Raw genomic sequence first — 16,662 nt, 5'->3', positions numbered from 1 at the left:
CTTCTACGATCGATGGCCCGTTCGCCTAGATCGGAAGGCGGGCCTCCAGCAGTGGGGCCAGCATCGCGGCGTACCGGGTGGTGATGTGGCTGCTGTCCCGCCAGGTCAGGATGTTGCCGACCACGGCCGGGCAGACGTCACCGTCACAGAACCACGGCCGGGTCTCGATCACCGTGACCCCGTTGCCACGGGCCGCCTGCGACACCAGCGCCTGCCGCGGCGGGAAGGCGAACGCCTCGGCCGCCGGGCGGGCGCACTTCGACGCCCGGTTCGAGTGGGCGGCCAGGCACTCCGGAGCGTCCTTGCCCGGCCACGGGGTGTCCTCGATCATCACGAGCGCGGTGCCCTTGGCACGGACGGCCTTGAAGGTGGCGGTCCAGCCGGCCGCCCACAGCGCGTCCCGCTCCTCGGCGGCGCCCTCGTCGATCCGGTTGCCGGCCGCGTCCAGCAGGCCGCCGTTGTTGTTGCCGTTCGAGGCGATCACCACCAGCTTCGGGCGGGTCTGCCTGATCTCGGCGAGGACGGTGTCACGCCACTGGCTGCACTCGTCGTACGGGCGCTTGAAGACCTGGGCGTACGTCCGGACCAGCGGCGCCTGGCAGGCGCTCTTGGTGCGGACCATCAGCTTCCAGCCGCGCTTCTTGGCGATCGCGTCCATGGCCGGATACCAGTGCGCGGCGTGCGAGTCGCCGAACAGGTACACCGTCTGCTTGCCGGCCGGGTCACCGAAGACGCACTCGCCGGGGGCGGTCACGTCCGCGTAGTCCAGGTGACACTTGCTCTTGTAGTACGCCGGCAGGTCGTAGTGGGCGCGCTGCACCTTCGGCGTGACGTTCGCCGGCAGCTCACCCAGGCGGGCGGACTCGGCGATGATCCGCCTGAGCTCCGCCTCCGGGTCGGCGGCGGCCGCCACCGCCTTGGCGGTGTTCACGGCCGCGTCGCCCCGGGCCAGCTGCGGCGGGTTCATGGCGCCGACCTGCGCGACCAGCGCGGCGGTCATCGACAGGGCCAGGCCGACCGCGATGCCCCGGCGGGCGCCCTTCTTGACCCACGCGTGGTTCCGGACCGGGTTCTCCACCAGGTGGTACGAGCCGATCGCCAGCACCAGCGCGCCGGCCGACAGACCCAGGTTGAGCGGTACGTTCGGCTCCACGTCCAGCATGGACGGGACGATCATCAGAACCGGCCAGTGCCACAGGTACCAGCTGTACGAATACTTGCCGATCTGCTGGAACGGCCAGGTGCCGAGCAGGGCCACGGCGCCGCCGCGGGGCGCCGCACAACCACCGGCGATGATCGCCGCGGCGCCCAGCACCGGCAGGGCGGCGGCCGAACCGGGGAACGGGGTCGCCTCGTCGTACATCAGCGCCGAGGTCACCACCGCCGCGAGACCCGCCCACGTCAGGCCGGCGGCCAGCGCCCGGGGCAGGGCGGCCAGACGGCTCGCGCCGATCGCCACCAGGGCGCCGATACCGAGCTCCCAGGCACGGGTGTGCGCCCCGAAGTACGCCCACGGCGCCGACGACTCGGTCACCTGGACGCTGGTGATCAGCGACGCCACCACGATCAGGCACAGGGTGACCACCACCGCGGCCCGGCGTTTGCCCCACACCAGCGCGAAGACCAGCAGAAGCAGCGGCCAGACCAGGTAGAACTGCTCCTCCACCGCGAGCGACCAGAAATGCTGGAGCGGCGACGGGGCGGCGTCGGCGTTCATGTACTGGACGCCCTCGTGCGCCAGCCGCCAGTTGATCCCGTAGAAGGTGGCGTAGATCGCGTCCGAGGCGATCGACGAGAACCGGGTCGCCGGCAGCCACAGCCAGCTGCCCACCACGGTGACCAGCAGGACCAGGGTCGACGCCGGCAGCAGCCGGGTGGCGCGCCGGGCGTAGAAGGTGGCCAGCGAGATCCGGCCGGTCCGGGTGAGCTCCTTGAGCAGCAGCGTGGTGATCAGGAAGCCGGAGATCACGAAGAACACGTCGACGCCGACGTAGCCCCCGGCCAGCCCCGCGATCCCGGCATGCGACAGCACCACGAGAGTCACCGCGACGGCTCGCATGCCCTCGATGTCCGGCCGGAACCTGAGATGTGGCTGAGCCGGCTTGACCTCGTTCTCCGGTCGGAGCGCTGCGGTTTGCGTGTCGTGGATAACCGACATGTCCTGCCTAAGGGAACTCAGTGCCGCCGGTCCGCCCGGAGGGTTAGCTGAGAGATCTTACATATCGATCCCAAAGCTTGCACACAGCTCTTTCATCGGCTGTTCACGAGCCGGTCGGCTAGGTCGGAGGCCTGGTTATCACCCTGTTCGGCCTGGTCCTCCCGGTTTCGGCCCGAGTCCCGTCGGTTTCGGCTTGGTTCTCGCCGCTTACGGCTTGTTCTCTCGGTGCCGACCTAGGGCGCCTCGGTCTCGCCTTGGTTCTTGCCGCTTACGGCTTGGTTCTCCCCGGTTTCGACCTAGGGCGCCTTGGTTTCGGCTTGGTTCTTGCCGCTTGCGGCTTGGTTGTCGCCGGTCTCCGCTTGGATCTCGCCGCTTTCAGCCTGGTTCTCCCCGGGTTCAGTCTCGTTCGCGCCGGGTTCGGTCTCGTCTTCACCGGGCTCGCTGGTTTCGTCGCCGTCGGGAGTCTGCTCCGGTGTGGACGTCTCCCCGGCCGTCGGCTCGGTGGTCGGCCCGGCGGTCGGCCCGGCCTGACTCTCCGCGGGCCGGGTCGGCGTCCGGCTCGGTTCGGCGGAGGACTTCTTCGGTTTCGGAGATTTTTCCTGATAGTCGGCCTTGTTGTCCGGTCCGCCCTTGTCGTCCTTCTGCTCCACGGTCCGCGGCGCCGAACTCGCCGGAGCATCAGGCACGACCCGGTCGATCCTCTCCCGGCCACCGAAGAGCCCGAACGGATCCGCCGCGGCGACCACACCGGCCACCCCGAGAACCACGGCCGCCGCCACCGCGAGCACCCGCTGCCGCCGTCGCATCCTTCCCCCGGAGTCTCCACTCCGATCCCCGGCCGTCCCACCTACGCCCGCACCGGCGCCTCCGCCAGCCGCGGCCATACCCGGCGCGGCGGCCCAGCCCTCCGTCCCGGCCATGGCTCGACCAGGGGTTTGGCCCTCTGACGGGGCCGGTCTCGGCGCGGCGGTCTCGCCCACTGCGGCGTTCCCGCCGACCGTGGCGGTCTCACCCGCCGCTGCGGCCCCGCCCACTGCGGCGGTCTCGCCGACCGTGGCGGTCTCGCCGACCGTGGCGGTCTCGCCGACCGTGGCGGCCCCACCCAGCGCTGCGGCCGTTGTAGCACCAGCGGTGTGAGCCTCCGTCGCCGCCGTGGTCGGCACGGTCGGCGTGCCTGCCGTCGCGGGTGAGCGTTGCGCGGGAACGGCGGGACCCCCGCCGGTCGAGTCCGGCTCGATGGCTCCGCTTTCCTCCGAGGACGTCCCGATGGGGACGACTCCGGCGATGCCGAACCAGGGCGCCCCGGTCCTCGTCTTCGCGAGGCCGTCGTCGGGCGCCACCGGGGCAGGGCCGGTCACGATCCCACCTGTGGGGGCTGCGGCGGGCGTTCCCCCAGCCTGGGTTCCGAGCCTCGCGGCGGGCGTTTCCCCGGCCTGACCCGCGAGCCCGGTGGCTGCTGGTTCCGTGGCCTGGCCCGTGAGTTCGGTGGCTGCTGTTTCCCCGGCTTGGCTTGTGAGTTCGGTGGCTGCTGGTTCCCTGGCCGGGCCCGCGAGCCCGGTGGCTGCTGAACTCCCGGCCTGGTCCGGGAGTTTTGTGGCCGCTGATTTGCCGGCCTGGTTCGTTAGTTCGGTGGCCGCTGCCGAGGCGGCTTCGGCCATGGCCTCGGCGGACGGGAAGCGTGCCGCCGGATCCTTCGCCAGCGCGGTACGGACGAGCGCGCTCACCGCGGACGGCACGTCGTCCGGCAGCGGCGGCGGCTCCTGGTCGAGATGCTGGAGGGCGATCGCGATCGGGTTCTTGCCGAGGAACGGCGGGTGCCCGGCGAGGCAGTGGAACGCCAGAGCGCCCAGCGCGTAGACATCCGCGGCGGGACCGGCCTCCTGCTTCGTCACCTGCTCCGGCGCGATGTAGAGGGCAGTCCCGACCACCTCCCGCGCCCCGGTCAGGGTGCCGGAATGGGCGGAGCGCGCCACCCCGAAGTCGACCAGGACCACCGTGCCGTCCGGTTCGACCAGCAGGTTGCCCGGTTTGACGTCCCGATGCACGATCCCGGCGGCGTGTGCTGCCGCCAGGGCCGAGGCCGCCTGCGCCACGAGCGACATGGTCTCGGCCGGGGTGAGGCGACCGCGCTCGGCCAGAATCCGGTTCAGCGGTTGCCCGTCGACCCGGGCCATGACCAGGTAGGCGTCCTCGGTGCCGGTGCTGCCGAAGTCGTACACCGCGACCACACCGGGGTGGCGCAGGGCCGCGAGCGCCCGCGCCTCGTGCCGGAATCGTCGCTGGAAGCCGGCATCGCTGGCCCGGTCGGCGAGCAGGGTCTTGACCGCGACGGCCCGTCCCAGAACGGTGTCGGTCGCCTGCCAGACCTCGCCCATGCCGCCGGAGGCGATGCGGTCGTCCAGCCGGTAACGTCCGCCGAGCAACTCTCCGGGGTGAGGCATGAATGTCCCTCTACCCAGGAGAGTTCGGGGCTATCCGTCCGCGGTCATGGCCCGGTGTAGAGAACAGCGTCGATCTCGATGTCGAAGCCGACCAGTGGCACGGGCAGCGTCGTGCGCACGGGACGGTGTTCCCCCTTGATGTACTCCTGGTAGATCTCGTTCATCTCCGCGAAGTCGCCGAAGTCGCGCAGGTAGACACCCACCCGCACGGCGTCGTCCAGGCTCGACCCGGCGGCCTCGGCCACCGCCGCCAGATTGCGGAACGCCGCGTGAGCCTGCTCGGCGAAGCTGCCGGTCACCCGGGTGCCGTCCGGCAGCGCGGGGATCGCCCCGGCCAGATAGATCGTGTCGCCGGCGACGACGGCGTGCGAGTAGGGGCCGCCGGCGGGTGCCGCCTTGTCGGTCATCACAGCGCGTTTGGGCATCAGGAACTCCTCGGTTTCGGTCTCGGGAACTGATCGGCCAGCCCGTCCACATCCACGAGCGGCGTGGTGAGCAGGGCACGGATGTCGTGATCGCGGCGCGCCAGGGCGGCGTGCTGCGCGTCGGTCAGGGGGATCCACGGCGCCGGTGGCGCGGACAGCTTCGGCGGCAGTGGACGGCCGTCCACATAGGTGGACCGGTTGATCAGGCGGAACGGGGAGATCCGGACCTGGCGGTGCGCGTCGGAAACCGGGAACGGCTCGTCCCGTACCTCGAAGATCGCGAAGTCGGCTGGAGCGCCGACCGTGAGTGAACCGCCGGGAAGGCCCAGCGCCCGCGCCGGATGGGTGGTCGCCGCGGCCACCACCTCGGGCAGCGTCATCCCCGCCGCGAGCAGTTTCGCCATGGTGGTCGGCAGGTCGAAGGCCGGCCCGTGCAGGGACCGGGCGTGCAGGTCGGTGGAGACGGTGAACGGGCGCAGCCCCGCCTCGAGCTGGGCCTCCAGCACGTCGAAGGCGAACCCACCGGAACCGTGGCCGATGTCCAGCAGGACACCGCGGTCGGCGGCCGCCCGGATCGCCGGGCCCAGCGGCGTGGCGATGCCGCTCGCGCAGTGCGTCACGATGTCGCCCGGGCGCAGCAGATCGAGCACCTCCGCCAAGGAGGGCGGGGGCGTGCCGACGTGGACCATGACCGGCACCCCGCAGGCGTCCGCTGCCGCGAGCCCGCGGCGCAGCGGCTCCACGCCGTTGTCGCCCACCGTGTCGGCGTCGATGCGGACCTTCACCCCGACCAGTAGATCGCGGTTCGCCTGGATCGTGTCGATCGCCAGGGCGGTGTCGCAGTTCGCCAGGTCACGGCACTCGCCGGTGCGCCCGGCCAGCCCCACCGCGGAGATGTTGAGCAGCGCGGGGATCCGCACGGCGGCCGACTCGGCGGTGCGCCGCAGCCCGGCCAGCGTGAACGCCCCCGCCGAGCCCGCGTCCACCCAGGTGGTGACCCCGGATCGCCAGGCGACGGCATCCGGATCGATCCCCCAGTAGCCCGGTCCGACATGCGTGTGCAGATCGATCAGGCCCGGGGTGACCAGGCAGCCGGTCACGTCGACAACCCGGCGTGCGTCGCGGGGCAGCCCGGCACCGACCGCCGCGATTCGCCCGTCGCGGATTCCCAGCTCCTGATCGCCGCCGGTCAGCAGCAGGTCGAACCTCATCCGCGAGCACCGCCCACCACATGGCCGGTCCCCTCGGCGCCGTCGGGTGATGACACGGCCGGGGTGCCGGCGTCCCGAGCGGAGAGGAGCGGGTGGCGGAGAGAGCCCGGCTCGGCCTCGGTGAGGAGGCGGTCGTGCTGACTGTTGGCCGGGTGATCGATGTCCGGCGGTGTGGGGGTGCGGCTCGCGGTGGGAGGACGGTCGTGCTGAGCGTTGGCGGGGTGGTCGGTGTCCGGCGGCGCGGCGGTGCGGCTCGCGGTGAGTGCGGCGGTGATCGCCAGGCGGTAGAGGCGTGCGGGGCGGCCCTTGTGATGTGGCTGGGTGCTGCCCTCCGCGACAGCCAAGCCCGCCTCGGTGAGCTTGCGGATGAGCCGCCGGCCGCTCGGGTCGGTGATGCCGAGCGCCTCCGCCACCTCGCCGGGTGAGACCGGCCGGCCTGCGAGGGAACGCTCCAGCGCGGTGAGACGGGACAGTGTGGCCGGGCTCAGGCCGGCCCGGCCGGCCAGCTCTTCCAGGCCGCCGTGCTGACGATACGTATACGTGAGCGGCGATCCGCCCGCACCGCCCATCGGGCCGATCATCACGCCGTCGTCGGTGATCAGATAGGCGGTGGGGGCACCGTCACGCTCCGCCCGGTCGGCCGCCTGCTCGGCGAGGGACACGCTGTGCCGGGCCGACGGGCCGATGCCGAACCCGGCGAACGCGCCCACCGGCCCGCCCTCCCGCTCGGTGGTGTCGTGCCAGGAGACCGGGGCCGTCACCCAGTGCCGGGTGAACCTCTCGAAGACGGCGGCCGGCGCGAACGCCACCACGTCACGTGTGCTGTGCTCCTCCATCCAGGCGTCGCTCAGCTCCGGGACCTCCGCCAGGGCCCGGCGCAGGGCGGCCCGCGCGCCCGTCTCCGGGGAGCGGAAGACGGCGGCCGCGAACCGCTGCTCGTCGGCCCGCCGCCGGCGGATCCGCAGAGCCAGCTCGTGCAGGTCGGCGCGGATCGTGCCCGGGGTGGCCAGCGCGTGCAGGACGGCGGCGCGGCCGTCGAGGGCGGCGGCGACACCGGTCCGCACGGTGATCACATAGCTCGCGCCGGTGCTCTCCAGATGGGCGCGGTGGAACCGCACCACCTCGGCGAGCGACTGCTCCGGATCGAACGGCAGCGTGGCGACGGCGGACCGGTCGAGATCGAGCGCCGCGGCGACCTCGTCGACCGTCTCGGTGGCGAACGTGTCGATGCTGACCGGGGTGGCCGGCCAGCCGTTGCCGCGAGCCCGGGCCCAGGCCAGGGCCAGGTCGAGAGCGGCCGACCGGGTGACCGCGACGGGCAGGCCGGCCGGGATCAGGTCACGGGCCCGCGACCAGGGGACCAGGCCGAGCAGCAGTCCGTCGAGCCCGCCGGTGGCCAGCAGCTCGCCGACCCGATCACGGATCTGCTCCTCGCTCTCGTAGACGGCCCAGGAGAAGGAGACTCCGGTGAGCGTGCGCGCGGCCTCGGCGAAACGCTCCCGGTGGCCGGCGTGCACCACCAAACCGATGATCATCGCCGCTCCTCTTGTGGTTCGTATGTGGTGCGTATTAGCGTCCTCCATGACGACAGCGTGGTCAAGGAGGTTCCGTGAACGAACCAGTTACGAGCCTGATCCCGCTCCCGCGGGCGGTGACCTCCTCGGCCGGGGCCTTCCGGCTCGAGACCGCCACCAGCCTGTCAGCCGATCCGGGGACGGAGGCGGTCTCCGGATGGTTGCGGGCGGCGCTCGGCCCGGCGACCGGGTGCTTGCTGTCACCCGGCGAGGGCGGCATCCGGATGCGTCTCGATCCGGACCTCCCGGCCGAGGGTTACCTGCTCGACGTGGCCCCGGCCGGCGTGCACATCGCGGGCGGTTCCGCCGCGGGCGTCTTCTACGGGGCGCAGACGTTGCGTCAGCTCCTGCCCCCGGCGGCGTTGCGCGGGGCGGCGATCTCGGCCGGTCCCTGGGAGATCCCCGCTCACCGGATCGCGGACGAGCCGAGGTTCGCCTGGCGTGGCGTGCTCCTCGACGTGGCCCGCCACTTCATGCCCGTCTCCGACGTGCTCCGCTTCATCGACCTGGCCGCCTTCCACAAGCTCAACGTGCTGCATCTGCACCTCACCGACGACCAGGGGTGGCGGATCGAGGTGCCCGGCCTGCCCCGGCTCACCGAGGTCGCCTCGTGGCGGTCCACCAGCATGCTCGGCTCGCGTGGCCACGAGCGCTATGACGGGCGGCCGCACGGGGGCTACTACACGACCGACGACCTGCGCGAGATCGTGGCGTTCGCGGCCGCGCGCCACATCACCGTCGTCCCCGAGGTCGACATGCCGGGTCACATGCAGGCGGCCATCGCGGCCTACCCCGAGCTGGGCAACGGGTTCGCGGGCCCGGTGCGCACCGCCTGGGGGATATCCGAGCACGTCCTGAATGTCGGCCCGGCGGCGCTCGACTTCTGCCGGGCCGTGCTCGACCACGTCTGCGACGTCTTTCCCGGCGAGCTGATCGGCATCGGCGGCGACGAGTGCCCGACCACGGAGTGGCGGGACAGCCCGTCCGCCCGGGAGCGGATCAGCGCCGAGGGGCTGGCCGGCCCGCACGAGTTGCAGCCCTGGTTCACCGCACGGCTGGCCGAGCATCTCGCCAGCCGGGGCCGCCGGTTGTTCGGGTGGGACGAGATCCTGGCCGGAGGGGCGCCGCCCGGCGCGGTCGTCGCCGCCTGGCGGGGGCGCGAGCCCACCACCCACGCGGTTCGCGCCGGGCATCAGGTGGTGGCCTGTCCCGACATCGCGGTCTACCTCGACTACCGGCAGTCCGACGACCCCGGGGAGCCGACACCGGTCGGCACCCGGCTGACCCTCGCCGACGTGTTCGCGTTCGACCCCGTCCCGGCCGGGCTCAGCGTGTCCGAGGCCGCCCTGGTTCTCGGCGGGCAGGCCAACGTCTGGACCGAGCATCTGGAGTCCGCCCGCCGGGTCGACTACCAGGCCTTCCCCCGGCTCTGCGCGTTCGCCGAGACGGTCTGGGGGCCGCCCGAGCGGGACTTCGCCGGATTCTCCGCGCGGCTGCCCGCCCATCTGGCCCGTCTCGACGCACTCGGCGTCGGCTATCGGCCGCTCACCGGCCCCCGGCCGTGGGACGCCCGGCCCGACGCCCCGGGCCATCCCCGTGACCTGGCCGGCCGGCTGGCCGAGCTGCACGAGATGACCGCCGGCCTGCGGCGGGTGGCGACATGACGGCGCCCGTCTCAGGACAGCATCGGCAACAGCCGCCGGGCCAGTCGCAGCGGCCGGCCGGTCATGACCCCGTCTCCTTCGAAGGTCCACACCTCGGAGAGCACCGCCTGCACGAAGCCCCAGGCCACCACCCGGTCCATCGGCATGCCGAGGCCGTCGGCGAGCTGTTCCATCCGAGCCGGAACCAGATCGAGGACGGTGTCGTCCGGGTCGAGCGGATCGGGGTTGTAGAGCATGGCGCCGATCTCGTAACCGGGATCGCCGACCACGCCGTGCGGGTCGATGGCCAGCCACGGTTCCCGTTCCGCGGCCAGCACGTTGTCGTGGTGCAGGTCGCCGTGCAGCACCACCCGCTCGGTGGCGCTGGAGCAGAGCTCGGTGAAAAGGCCTCCGGCCCGCTTCACGAGGTGCCGGGGCAGCGGCTCGTCACCGGGGAAGCGGCGCAGGTGCCTGGCGAAGGAGGCGCTGCGATCGGCGAGCTCGGGCAGCGGCGCATCCGGTGGTGCCGGGCGATGCAGCCGCTTGGCGACCTCGATCAGGGCGGCCGTCGCCGCTTCGTCCCGCGCCGGCACGAGCGCGCTCACCGGAGTGCCGGGCCGGGCCTCCTCCAGCAGCAGAGCGCCCCGGACCTCGTCGCGGGCCAGCACGGTGATCGCCCCGCGACCGGCGAAACACTCCAGCGCCGCCGCCTCGTCCCGGAGGTGGTCGCTGTCCGGGACGCCCAATTTGAGGACCGCGGTCGTTCCGTCCGCGCGGCGGACCCGGGTCACCCAGTTCATGCTCAGCGGGAGGCGGCCGGCCGGCCGCAGCTCCCAGTCGCGCATCACCCGGTCGGCGATGCCGGGCAATCCGGCCAGCCACTGGGTACCGGCTTCGCCCCAGCATTCCTCGACATTGCGGACGAACGAATCGGGGAGCGCGATACCGACCATGAGGTGCAGTCTGGCAGCCGGCGGCGAAGGGGAGCGAAATGACGATCGACTGGCGGAGCAAGGGTTTCTGGGCTCCGGACGAGGCGTGGGATCCCGCCCGTCTCGCGGCCGAACGACCCGGCATCTTCGACGGTGGCTTCAGCTGGCCGTTGCTGGTGGTCCGGCGGGACGCGGTGGAGGCGAACATCGCCACGATGGCGGCCTACTGCCGGCGGCACGGACTGGAGTTCGCCCCGCATGCCAAGACGACGATGGCCCCGGGTCTGCTCGACGCCCAACTACGGGCCGGGGCGTGGGGGATGACCGTGGCCACGCCCCATCAGGCGCTGGTGATGCGGCGGCTCGCGGTGGAACGGGTGCTGATCGCCAACGAGATCCTCGACCCGACGGCGCTGCGCTGGCTGGCCACCGAGAGCGCCGCCGGATGGGAGGTCTACTTCCAGGTCGACTCGGTCGCCGGTGTGGACGCGGCGGCCGCGACGGGTGGGCCGTTGCGAGTCCTCGTCGAGCTGGGGCACGCCGGCGGGCGGACCGGGGTGCGGACCCTCGACGAGATGGAGACGGTGGCCCGTGCCGTCGCCGCTGCTCCCGGCCTCGAGCTCGCCGGGGTCACCGGGTATGAGGGCCAGCTGCCCGACCAGGACAGTGTGGACACGTTCCTGGACCGGCTCGTCGCCGGTGTGGCCCGGCTGAGCGGGGCCGGTCTGCTGCCGGAGCGCCCGATCGTCTCGGCCGGAGGCAGCGCCTGGTTCGACCGGGTCGCCGACAGATTGGCCGGCCTCGACGTGGCAGCCAGGCTCGTTCTGCGCAGTGGCGCCTCGGTCACCCATGACGACGGCTTCTACCGGGAGCGGACCCCGTTCGTCCGGGTGCCCGACGAGGGCCCGCTCGCCGCGGCCCTGGAGATCTGGGCCCAGGTGCTCTCGGCGCCCGAGCCGGGGCTCGCGCTCGCCGGCATGGGCAAGCGGGACGCCCCGTTCGACGAAGGACTACCGGTTCCCCTGGAGATTCGGCGACCAGACGGGGTGATCGAGTCAGCGGAGGGTCTGCGGGTCACGAAACTGAACGATCACCACACCTATCTCCAGGTCGACGGGGTCGTTCTCGGGCCGGGCGATCTCGTCCGGTTCGGGATCTCGCATCCGTGCACCGCCTTCGACAAGTGGCGGGACATCCCGGTCGTCGACGAGCAGCGGCGGGTGGTCGACGTGCTGCACACCTACTTCTGAGGAGGTTCGACCAGCAGGCGAGCGCCATTCTCCATCGACCGGCGGTAGAGCGGCAGATGGCGGGCCGGGGCGCCGACCCCGATCGAGACGGCCTCCCGTTCCCGGTCGACATCGGTGAGGGCGGGCGGGAGGTAAACGGGAAGCGTGTGGGAGATCGCCGTGCCAGACTGCCGCCTGTGACGACCCTGACCCTGTGGCGGCCGACCGGTCCGCGGGAGCTGGACCTGGTCCGTTCCTCGGGATGGCGGCGCTGGCCGGCACGCCTGCCGGACCAGCCGATCTTCTATCCGGTGCTGAACGAGGATTACGCGATCATGATCGCTAGGGACTGGAACGTCCCGGCGTCCGGAACCGGGTATGTGACCCGGTTCGAGGTCGACGCCGGGTTCGCTTCCCGGTACCCGGTCCGGCAGGCCGGTGGCGACAGCATCCTCGAGTTGTGGGTTCCGGCCGAGGAGCTCGAGGAGTTCAACGATCACATCGTCGGCCTCATCGAGGTGGTGCACGAGTTCCGATGAGGGAGGTGTTCGGGCAGGGCGCTTATCGAGTGCGGTTCGACTGGGGTCCGGCCGGTGCGGACCGGATCGCCGACGGCGCCGCCTGTGTGGTTGTCGTGGACGTGTTGTCCTTCACCACGGCTCTCACCGTGGCGGCGGAGCACGGCATCTCGGTGTTGCCCTACCCCTGGCGGGACGCGTCGGCGGTCTCCGCGGCCGCCCGGCACCGGGCCGAACTCGCGGTCGGCCGCATGGCGGCGAGATCGGCGGCGGGATCAGAGACGGGATCGGCGGTGGGATCGGCGGTGGGATCGGCGGCGGGATCAGAGACGGGATCGGCGGTGGGATCGGCGGTGGGATCGGCGGCGGGATCAGAGACGGGATCGGCGGCGGGATCGGCGGCGGGGTCGGAGGCGGGGTCGGCGGCGAGCGTCAGCCTCTCGCCGCCGACCATCGCCCGGGCGGCGGCGCACCGGCGTATCGAGCGGCTGGTTCTGCCCTCGCCCAACGGTTCGGCGATCTCCGCCCGCATGGCGGCGACCGGCGCCACAGTGGTCGGTGTGAGCCTGCGCAACGCCGCGGCCGCGGCCGCCTGGGTTCGGCGCCGGGCGGCGGGGCGGCCGGTCGCCGTGGTCGCGGCGGGTGAACGCTGGCCGGACGATGCGCTGCGCCCGGCCGCCGAGGATCTCTGGGGCGCCGGCGCGTTCCTCGACGCTTTCGTCGCCGGTCCACCGGAGCCGGACGGTGTGTCCTTCGAGGCCGGTGCGGCGATCGCGGCCTACCGGGCGGTCGCCGTCGACCTGCCCGCCGCGCTGGCCGCGTCCGTCTCCGGGCGCGAGCTGACCGCGAAGGGTTTCGAAGCCGACGTCGCGACCGCCGCCGATGCGGGTGCGAGCACTGTGGTCCCGGTCCTGACTGATGGTTGGTTCCGCCCGCACACCCTTGACCCCGCAGACGGATAGCGCAGGCACCACCAGTCGGTGCGGTGGTGGCGCTCCCGCGTTGCGCGGGGGAAGCCGGCCGACATGCGGAGAGTCACGGGCCGCGCAACCGGTGAGAGTGTGACCGTAATCAGTCGCCTCACCGGGGGATGGCCGCTGAGATCGACGATGTTTATGGTGATTAAGCAACTGATAGACCGGTTTCTTCACCTGCGTCGCCGGAGTCATATATGACCGCTTTCCGCGCAGCCGCCAGCGACCCCGCCGCCCACCAGCCATCACCGCCGGACCGCGCGGCCCCGGACCCCGGGGCCGCTCCCCGGCCGGCCGCCGGACCCTCCTCCGGTACGACCTACCCGAGTGGCGCGCACCCCACCGCCGGCCACTCCGGTCACACCTACGGCAGCGCCTCCGCGCATCCCGGAGCGCCGAGGTACGCCGGTGGGGCGCCCCAGCGTGGACCGGCCGGCGGGAGCGCACCGGCCTATCCACGCGGCTCGCAGTACAGCGGCGAGCCGCGGATCCCGAGGCAACACGGTGCGCCGGGCCAGAACGGGAGAGCCGCCTGGGCGGCGCCGGATCCGGCCGCCTCGGAAGGGCCCACCCAGCCACTGGGAACGCCCGAACCGCCCGCCCCGGGTTCCGCGGCGGCGAACGAACAGACGGCGCGCCCCGAAGCGGCGCCCGAGGACGCCAAGCCGGTCAAGGAGCCGAAGGTCCCCGCGAAGGAGCCGAGGACGAAGGTGCGGAAGGCGCCACGACGGACGACGGTCGCCCTCGCCGTACTCCTGAGTCTGCTGGCCCTGGCCGGCTCGGTGGCGGCGGTGGTTCTCGCTTGGCGTACGAAAGAATCGGAAGAGGCACGGCGTACCGAAGAATCCACAGCGGTGGAAACGCCCAGCCCGGCCCCCGCCCGTCCCGATGAATATCGGGTCTCGTACGCCAAGGAGCCGTTGCGGATCCAGCCGGCCTGCGCCGCGGTCGTCCACCTGGACCTCGACGAACCTCGCGCCGCGGTCGCGGAGAACCTGGCCGATCTGCGGTACGAGAACCGCTGCGGCGGCCGTCAGCCGCAGCTGAGTCTCGGCGCCGGCGCGGCCCGGGGAAGCCGGTACGCCGGTGCCGACACCGACGCCGAGGGTTGCGACCGGGCGATCCGGACCAGCCCGCTCGGGCAGGGTCTGCGCGTCGAGGTCACGAAGGGTACGGCGCTCTGTGTGCTGACCACGGCGACGCCGGCCGCGCTGGTGCTCGTGGAGATCGTGGAGGTCGGCGGCTCCGGCGGCGCCGGCCTGCGGGCCACATCGTGGCAGATGCCGGGAGGGCGGTGACCGGCCCGTGCCACGCGGCGCGGGCGCTCCTGACAGAATGTCGGGTGCGCCCCGCGAACTCTGTTAGGAGACGTTTCCGTGATCCGTACCCATGACGCCGGCACTCTGCGCGCGAGCGACGCCGGCACGACGGTGACGCTCGCCGGGTGGGTCGCGCGTCGGCGCGACCACGGCGGCGTCATCTTCGTCGACCTCCGCGACGCCTCCGGCGTGGTGCAGGTGGTGTTCCGCGAGGAGGACGCGCACGCGCTGCGCAACGAGTTCTGTGTGAAGGTCGTCGGCGAGGTCAGCGCCCGCCCGGCCGGCAACGAGAACCCGGACCTGGCCACCGGCGCGATCGAGGTGGTCGCCAGCGAGCTGACCGTGCTCTCCGAGGCGGCCCCGCTGCCGCTGCCGGTCGACGACACGGTCACCGCCTCCGACGACCTCCGCCTCAAGTACCGCTACCTGGACCTGCGCCGTTCCGGCCCGGCGAAGGCGCTGCGCCTGCGCAGCCGCGCCAACCAGATCGCCCGCGAGGTGCTGCACGCCCGCGACTTCAACGAGATCGAGACGCCGACGCTGACGCGTTCGACGCCGGAGGGCGCCCGCGACTTCCTGGTCCCGGTCCGCCTCCAACCCGGGACGTGGTACGCGCTGCCCCAGTCCCCCCAGCTGTTCAAGCAGCTGCTGATGGTGGCCGGCATGGAGCGGTATTACCAGATCGCCCGCTGCTACCGCGACGAGGACTTCCGCGCCGACCGGCAGCCGGAGTTCACCCAGCTCGACATCGAGATGTCGTTCGTGACGCAGGACGACGTCATCGCGCTCGGCGAGGAGATCGTCTCCCGTCTGTGGAGCGAGCTCGCCGACTACCAGGTGCAGCTGCCGATCCCGCGGATCACCTGGACCGACGCGATGAACCGCTACGGATCCGACAAACCCGATCTCCGGTACGGCGTCGAGCTGGTCGAACTCACCGAGTACCTGCGCGGCACCGCGTTCCGGGTGTTCGCCGGCGCGATCGACGCGGGCGGCTACGTCGGCGCGGTCGTCATGCCGGGCGGCGCCGCGCAGACCCGCAAGGAGCTGGACGGCTGGCAGGACTGGGCGAAGGCGCGCGGCGCCCGTGGCCTGGCCTACGTGGTGCTGGACGCCGAGACGGGCGAGCCGAAGGGCCCGGTTGCGAAGAACCTGTCGCCGGAGCACCTGGCGGGTCTCGCCGACCAGGTCGGGGCGAAGCCGGGCGACGCCGTCTTCTTCGCCGCCGCGACCGAACGGCGGGAGGCGCAGGAGCTGCTCGGCGCGGCCCGGATCGAGATCGCCAAGCGGGCGAACCTGATCGACGAGTCGGCCTGGGCGTTCTGCTGGGTGGTGGACGCGCCGATGTTCGAGAAGACCGACGACGGCGGCTGGACCGCGGTGCACCACCCGTTTACCTCGCCGAACGAGGAGTGGGAGGCGCGCTTCGAGGAGGCGCCGGACCAGGCCCTCGCGTACGCGTACGACATCGTCGTCAACGGCAACGAGATCGGCGGCGGATCCGTCCGTATCCACCGCGCCGACGTGCAGAGCCGGGTCTTCGACCTGCTCGGCATCACGCCGGAGGAGGCCGCGGACAAGTTCGGCTTCCTGCTGGAGGCGTTCAAGTACGGCCCGCCTCCGCACGCCGGCATCGCGCTCGGCTGGGACCGGACCTGCATGCTGCTCAGCGGCAACGACTCGATCCGTGAGGTCATCGCGTTCCCGAAGACCCGCGGCGGCTTCGACCCGCTGACCACCGCGCCCACGCCGATCACCGCCCAGCAGCGCCTGGAGGCCGGCATCGACGCCAAGCCGAAGGCCACCGCCGGCACCCCGGGCACCGACGGCCAGGCGGCTCCGGTCCTGCACTCCAACTGAGTCGGTCGTGAGGGCCGGTCGCGGGGGATGAACCCGGCGGCCGGCCCTCACGTTTCAGGAACCCCACCGGTCGGGTATCAGCGGGTCACAGGCTCTCTGACACCCCCCGGAGGAACCATCATGCTCGCCATCGCAGGCGCCGTCGTCTTCGGCATCTACCTTCTCGCCGACCTGCTCGACACCAACTTCGGTGCTCCCGACCTGTTCAACTTCCCGACCATGGCGTCGCTCGGCCTGCTGCTCGTCTCGCTGTACCTGGCGGGCATCGGCAGCGGCCCGCGTGCCGGTGCGGGCACCGGCTCCGGCCGCCGCTTCTACGGCCGTCGCCCCGGCCGCGGCTGATCCCCGCGGCCGCTCGGCCGCGACCTCCGGCCCCTG

Annotated in this window: 14 protein-coding genes; 7 read left to right on the top strand and 7 right to left on the bottom strand. The window is 72.3% G+C overall.

Translation table 11 applies throughout. The features are described from left to right. Positions 1–25: 25 nt before the first annotated feature. The 5 genes from J5X75_RS26530 to J5X75_RS26510 all read right to left on the bottom strand — a co-directional run bounded on the left by J5X75_RS26530 (position 26) and on the right by J5X75_RS26510 (position 7,770). The gene (locus J5X75_RS26530; protein WP_208470214.1) at positions 26–2,059 is read right to left on the bottom strand and encodes an acyltransferase family protein; all 2,034 of its coding nucleotides are present in this window, start codon (positions 2,057–2,059) and stop codon (positions 26–28) included. A gap of 395 nt (positions 2,060–2,454) precedes the next feature. Next, positions 2,455–4,599 carry a serine/threonine-protein kinase gene (locus J5X75_RS26525; RefSeq protein WP_208470213.1) on the bottom strand — a complete coding sequence of 715 codons (2,145 nt, stop codon included), beginning with the start codon at positions 4,597–4,599 and terminating at the stop codon, positions 2,455–2,457. A 44-nt stretch (positions 4,600–4,643) separates the two neighbouring features. Next, entirely contained in the window at positions 4,644–5,024 is a 381-nt protein-coding gene (locus J5X75_RS26520; protein ID WP_208470212.1) for a RidA family protein, read from the bottom strand. Continuing rightward, complete coding sequence (locus J5X75_RS26515; protein WP_208470211.1) at positions 5,024–6,235, bottom strand: amidohydrolase family protein; 1,212 nt, start codon at positions 6,233–6,235, stop codon at positions 5,024–5,026. The genes J5X75_RS26520 and J5X75_RS26515 overlap by 1 nt, the downstream gene beginning before the upstream one ends. After that, entirely contained in the window at positions 6,232–7,770 is a 1,539-nt protein-coding gene (locus J5X75_RS26510; protein ID WP_238489327.1) for a helix-turn-helix domain-containing protein, read from the bottom strand. Before J5X75_RS26510 ends, J5X75_RS26515 begins: the two co-directional genes overlap by 4 nt. A 74-nt stretch (positions 7,771–7,844) precedes the next feature. On the opposite strand from J5X75_RS26510, the gene J5X75_RS26505 reads away from it, so the two are divergent. Further along, the gene (locus tag J5X75_RS26505; protein ID WP_208470210.1) at positions 7,845–9,473 is read left to right on the top strand and encodes a beta-N-acetylhexosaminidase; all 1,629 of its coding nucleotides are present in this window, start codon (positions 7,845–7,847) and stop codon (positions 9,471–9,473) included. A gap of 11 nt (positions 9,474–9,484) precedes the next feature. On the opposite strand, the gene J5X75_RS26500 is transcribed toward J5X75_RS26505, so the two are convergent. After that, complete coding sequence (locus J5X75_RS26500) at positions 9,485–10,405, bottom strand: aminoglycoside phosphotransferase family protein (RefSeq protein ID WP_208470209.1); 921 nt, start codon at positions 10,403–10,405, stop codon at positions 9,485–9,487. 38 nt (positions 10,406–10,443) lie between these two features. Between J5X75_RS26500 and J5X75_RS26495 the strand changes: the two genes are divergently transcribed. Next, positions 10,444–11,634 (top strand): alanine racemase, encoded by a 1,191-nt coding sequence (locus tag J5X75_RS26495; RefSeq protein WP_208470208.1) that lies wholly within the window; start codon positions 10,444–10,446, stop codon positions 11,632–11,634. Here the strand turns inward: J5X75_RS26495 and J5X75_RS46085 are convergent. Next, the gene (locus tag J5X75_RS46085; RefSeq protein WP_307798270.1) at positions 11,625–11,789 is read right to left on the bottom strand and encodes a tetratricopeptide repeat protein; all 165 of its coding nucleotides are present in this window, start codon (positions 11,787–11,789) and stop codon (positions 11,625–11,627) included. The two genes, J5X75_RS26495 and J5X75_RS46085, sit on opposite strands and share 10 nt — an antisense overlap. Positions 11,790–11,810: 21 nt before the next feature. On the opposite strand from J5X75_RS46085, the gene J5X75_RS26485 reads away from it, so the two are divergent. The 5 genes from J5X75_RS26485 (at position 11,811) to J5X75_RS26465 (ending at position 16,626) form a co-directional block, all read left to right on the top strand. Then, positions 11,811–12,152, top strand: a complete 342-nt coding sequence (locus J5X75_RS26485) for a hypothetical protein (RefSeq protein ID WP_208470207.1) — start codon at positions 11,811–11,813, stop codon at positions 12,150–12,152. Next, positions 12,149–13,093, top strand: coding sequence for a 2-phosphosulfolactate phosphatase (locus J5X75_RS26480; protein WP_238489325.1), 945 nt, complete (start codon positions 12,149–12,151; stop codon positions 13,091–13,093). The genes J5X75_RS26485 and J5X75_RS26480 overlap by 4 nt, the downstream gene beginning before the upstream one ends. A 209-nt stretch (positions 13,094–13,302) precedes the next feature. Further along, positions 13,303–14,403, top strand: coding sequence for a hypothetical protein (locus J5X75_RS26475; protein ID WP_208470206.1), 1,101 nt, complete (start codon positions 13,303–13,305; stop codon positions 14,401–14,403). A gap of 78 nt (positions 14,404–14,481) precedes the next feature. Further along, positions 14,482–16,284, top strand: a complete 1,803-nt coding sequence (gene aspS / locus J5X75_RS26470) for an aspartate--tRNA ligase (protein ID WP_208470205.1) — start codon at positions 14,482–14,484, stop codon at positions 16,282–16,284. Positions 16,285–16,404: 120 nt separating this feature from the next. After that, positions 16,405–16,626: a hypothetical protein gene (locus J5X75_RS26465; protein ID WP_208470204.1), complete on the top strand. Its 222-nt coding sequence runs from the start codon at positions 16,405–16,407 to the stop codon at positions 16,624–16,626. Positions 16,627–16,662: the final 36 nt, after the last annotated feature.

This window comes from Actinoplanes flavus, from assembly GCF_017592555.1.
GTDB classification, from domain to species: Bacteria; Actinomycetota; Actinomycetes; order Mycobacteriales; family Micromonosporaceae; genus Actinoplanes; species Actinoplanes flavus.
The sequence above is the reverse complement of the archived record's forward strand: the minus strand, read 5'-3'. Positions and strand labels throughout refer to the sequence as shown.

Bases quoted from the DNA above. Each gene is read 5' to 3' on its own strand.
- J5X75_RS26530 (WP_208470214.1), bottom strand. From the start codon at position 2,059: ATGCGAGCCGTCGCGGTGACTCTCGTGGTGCTGTCGCATGCCGGGATC.
- J5X75_RS26525 (WP_208470213.1), bottom strand. From the start codon at position 4,599: ATGCCTCACCCCGGAGAGTTGCTCGGCGGACGTTACCGGCTGGACGAC.
- J5X75_RS26520 (WP_208470212.1), bottom strand. From the start codon at position 5,024: ATGCCCAAACGCGCTGTGATGACCGACAAGGCGGCACCCGCCGGCGGC.
- J5X75_RS26515 (WP_208470211.1), bottom strand. From the start codon at position 6,235: ATGAGGTTCGACCTGCTGCTGACCGGCGGCGATCAGGAGCTGGGAATC.
- J5X75_RS26510 (WP_238489327.1), bottom strand. From the start codon at position 7,770: ATGATCATCGGTTTGGTGGTGCACGCCGGCCACCGGGAGCGTTTCGCC.
- J5X75_RS26500 (WP_208470209.1), bottom strand. From the start codon at position 10,405: ATGGTCGGTATCGCGCTCCCCGATTCGTTCGTCCGCAATGTCGAGGAA.
- J5X75_RS26495 (WP_208470208.1), top strand. From the start codon at position 10,444: ATGACGATCGACTGGCGGAGCAAGGGTTTCTGGGCTCCGGACGAGGCG.
- J5X75_RS26480 (WP_238489325.1), top strand. From the start codon at position 12,149: ATGAGGGAGGTGTTCGGGCAGGGCGCTTATCGAGTGCGGTTCGACTGG.
- J5X75_RS26475 (WP_208470206.1), top strand. From the start codon at position 13,303: ATGACCGCTTTCCGCGCAGCCGCCAGCGACCCCGCCGCCCACCAGCCA.
- J5X75_RS26465 (WP_208470204.1), top strand. From the start codon at position 16,405: ATGCTCGCCATCGCAGGCGCCGTCGTCTTCGGCATCTACCTTCTCGCC.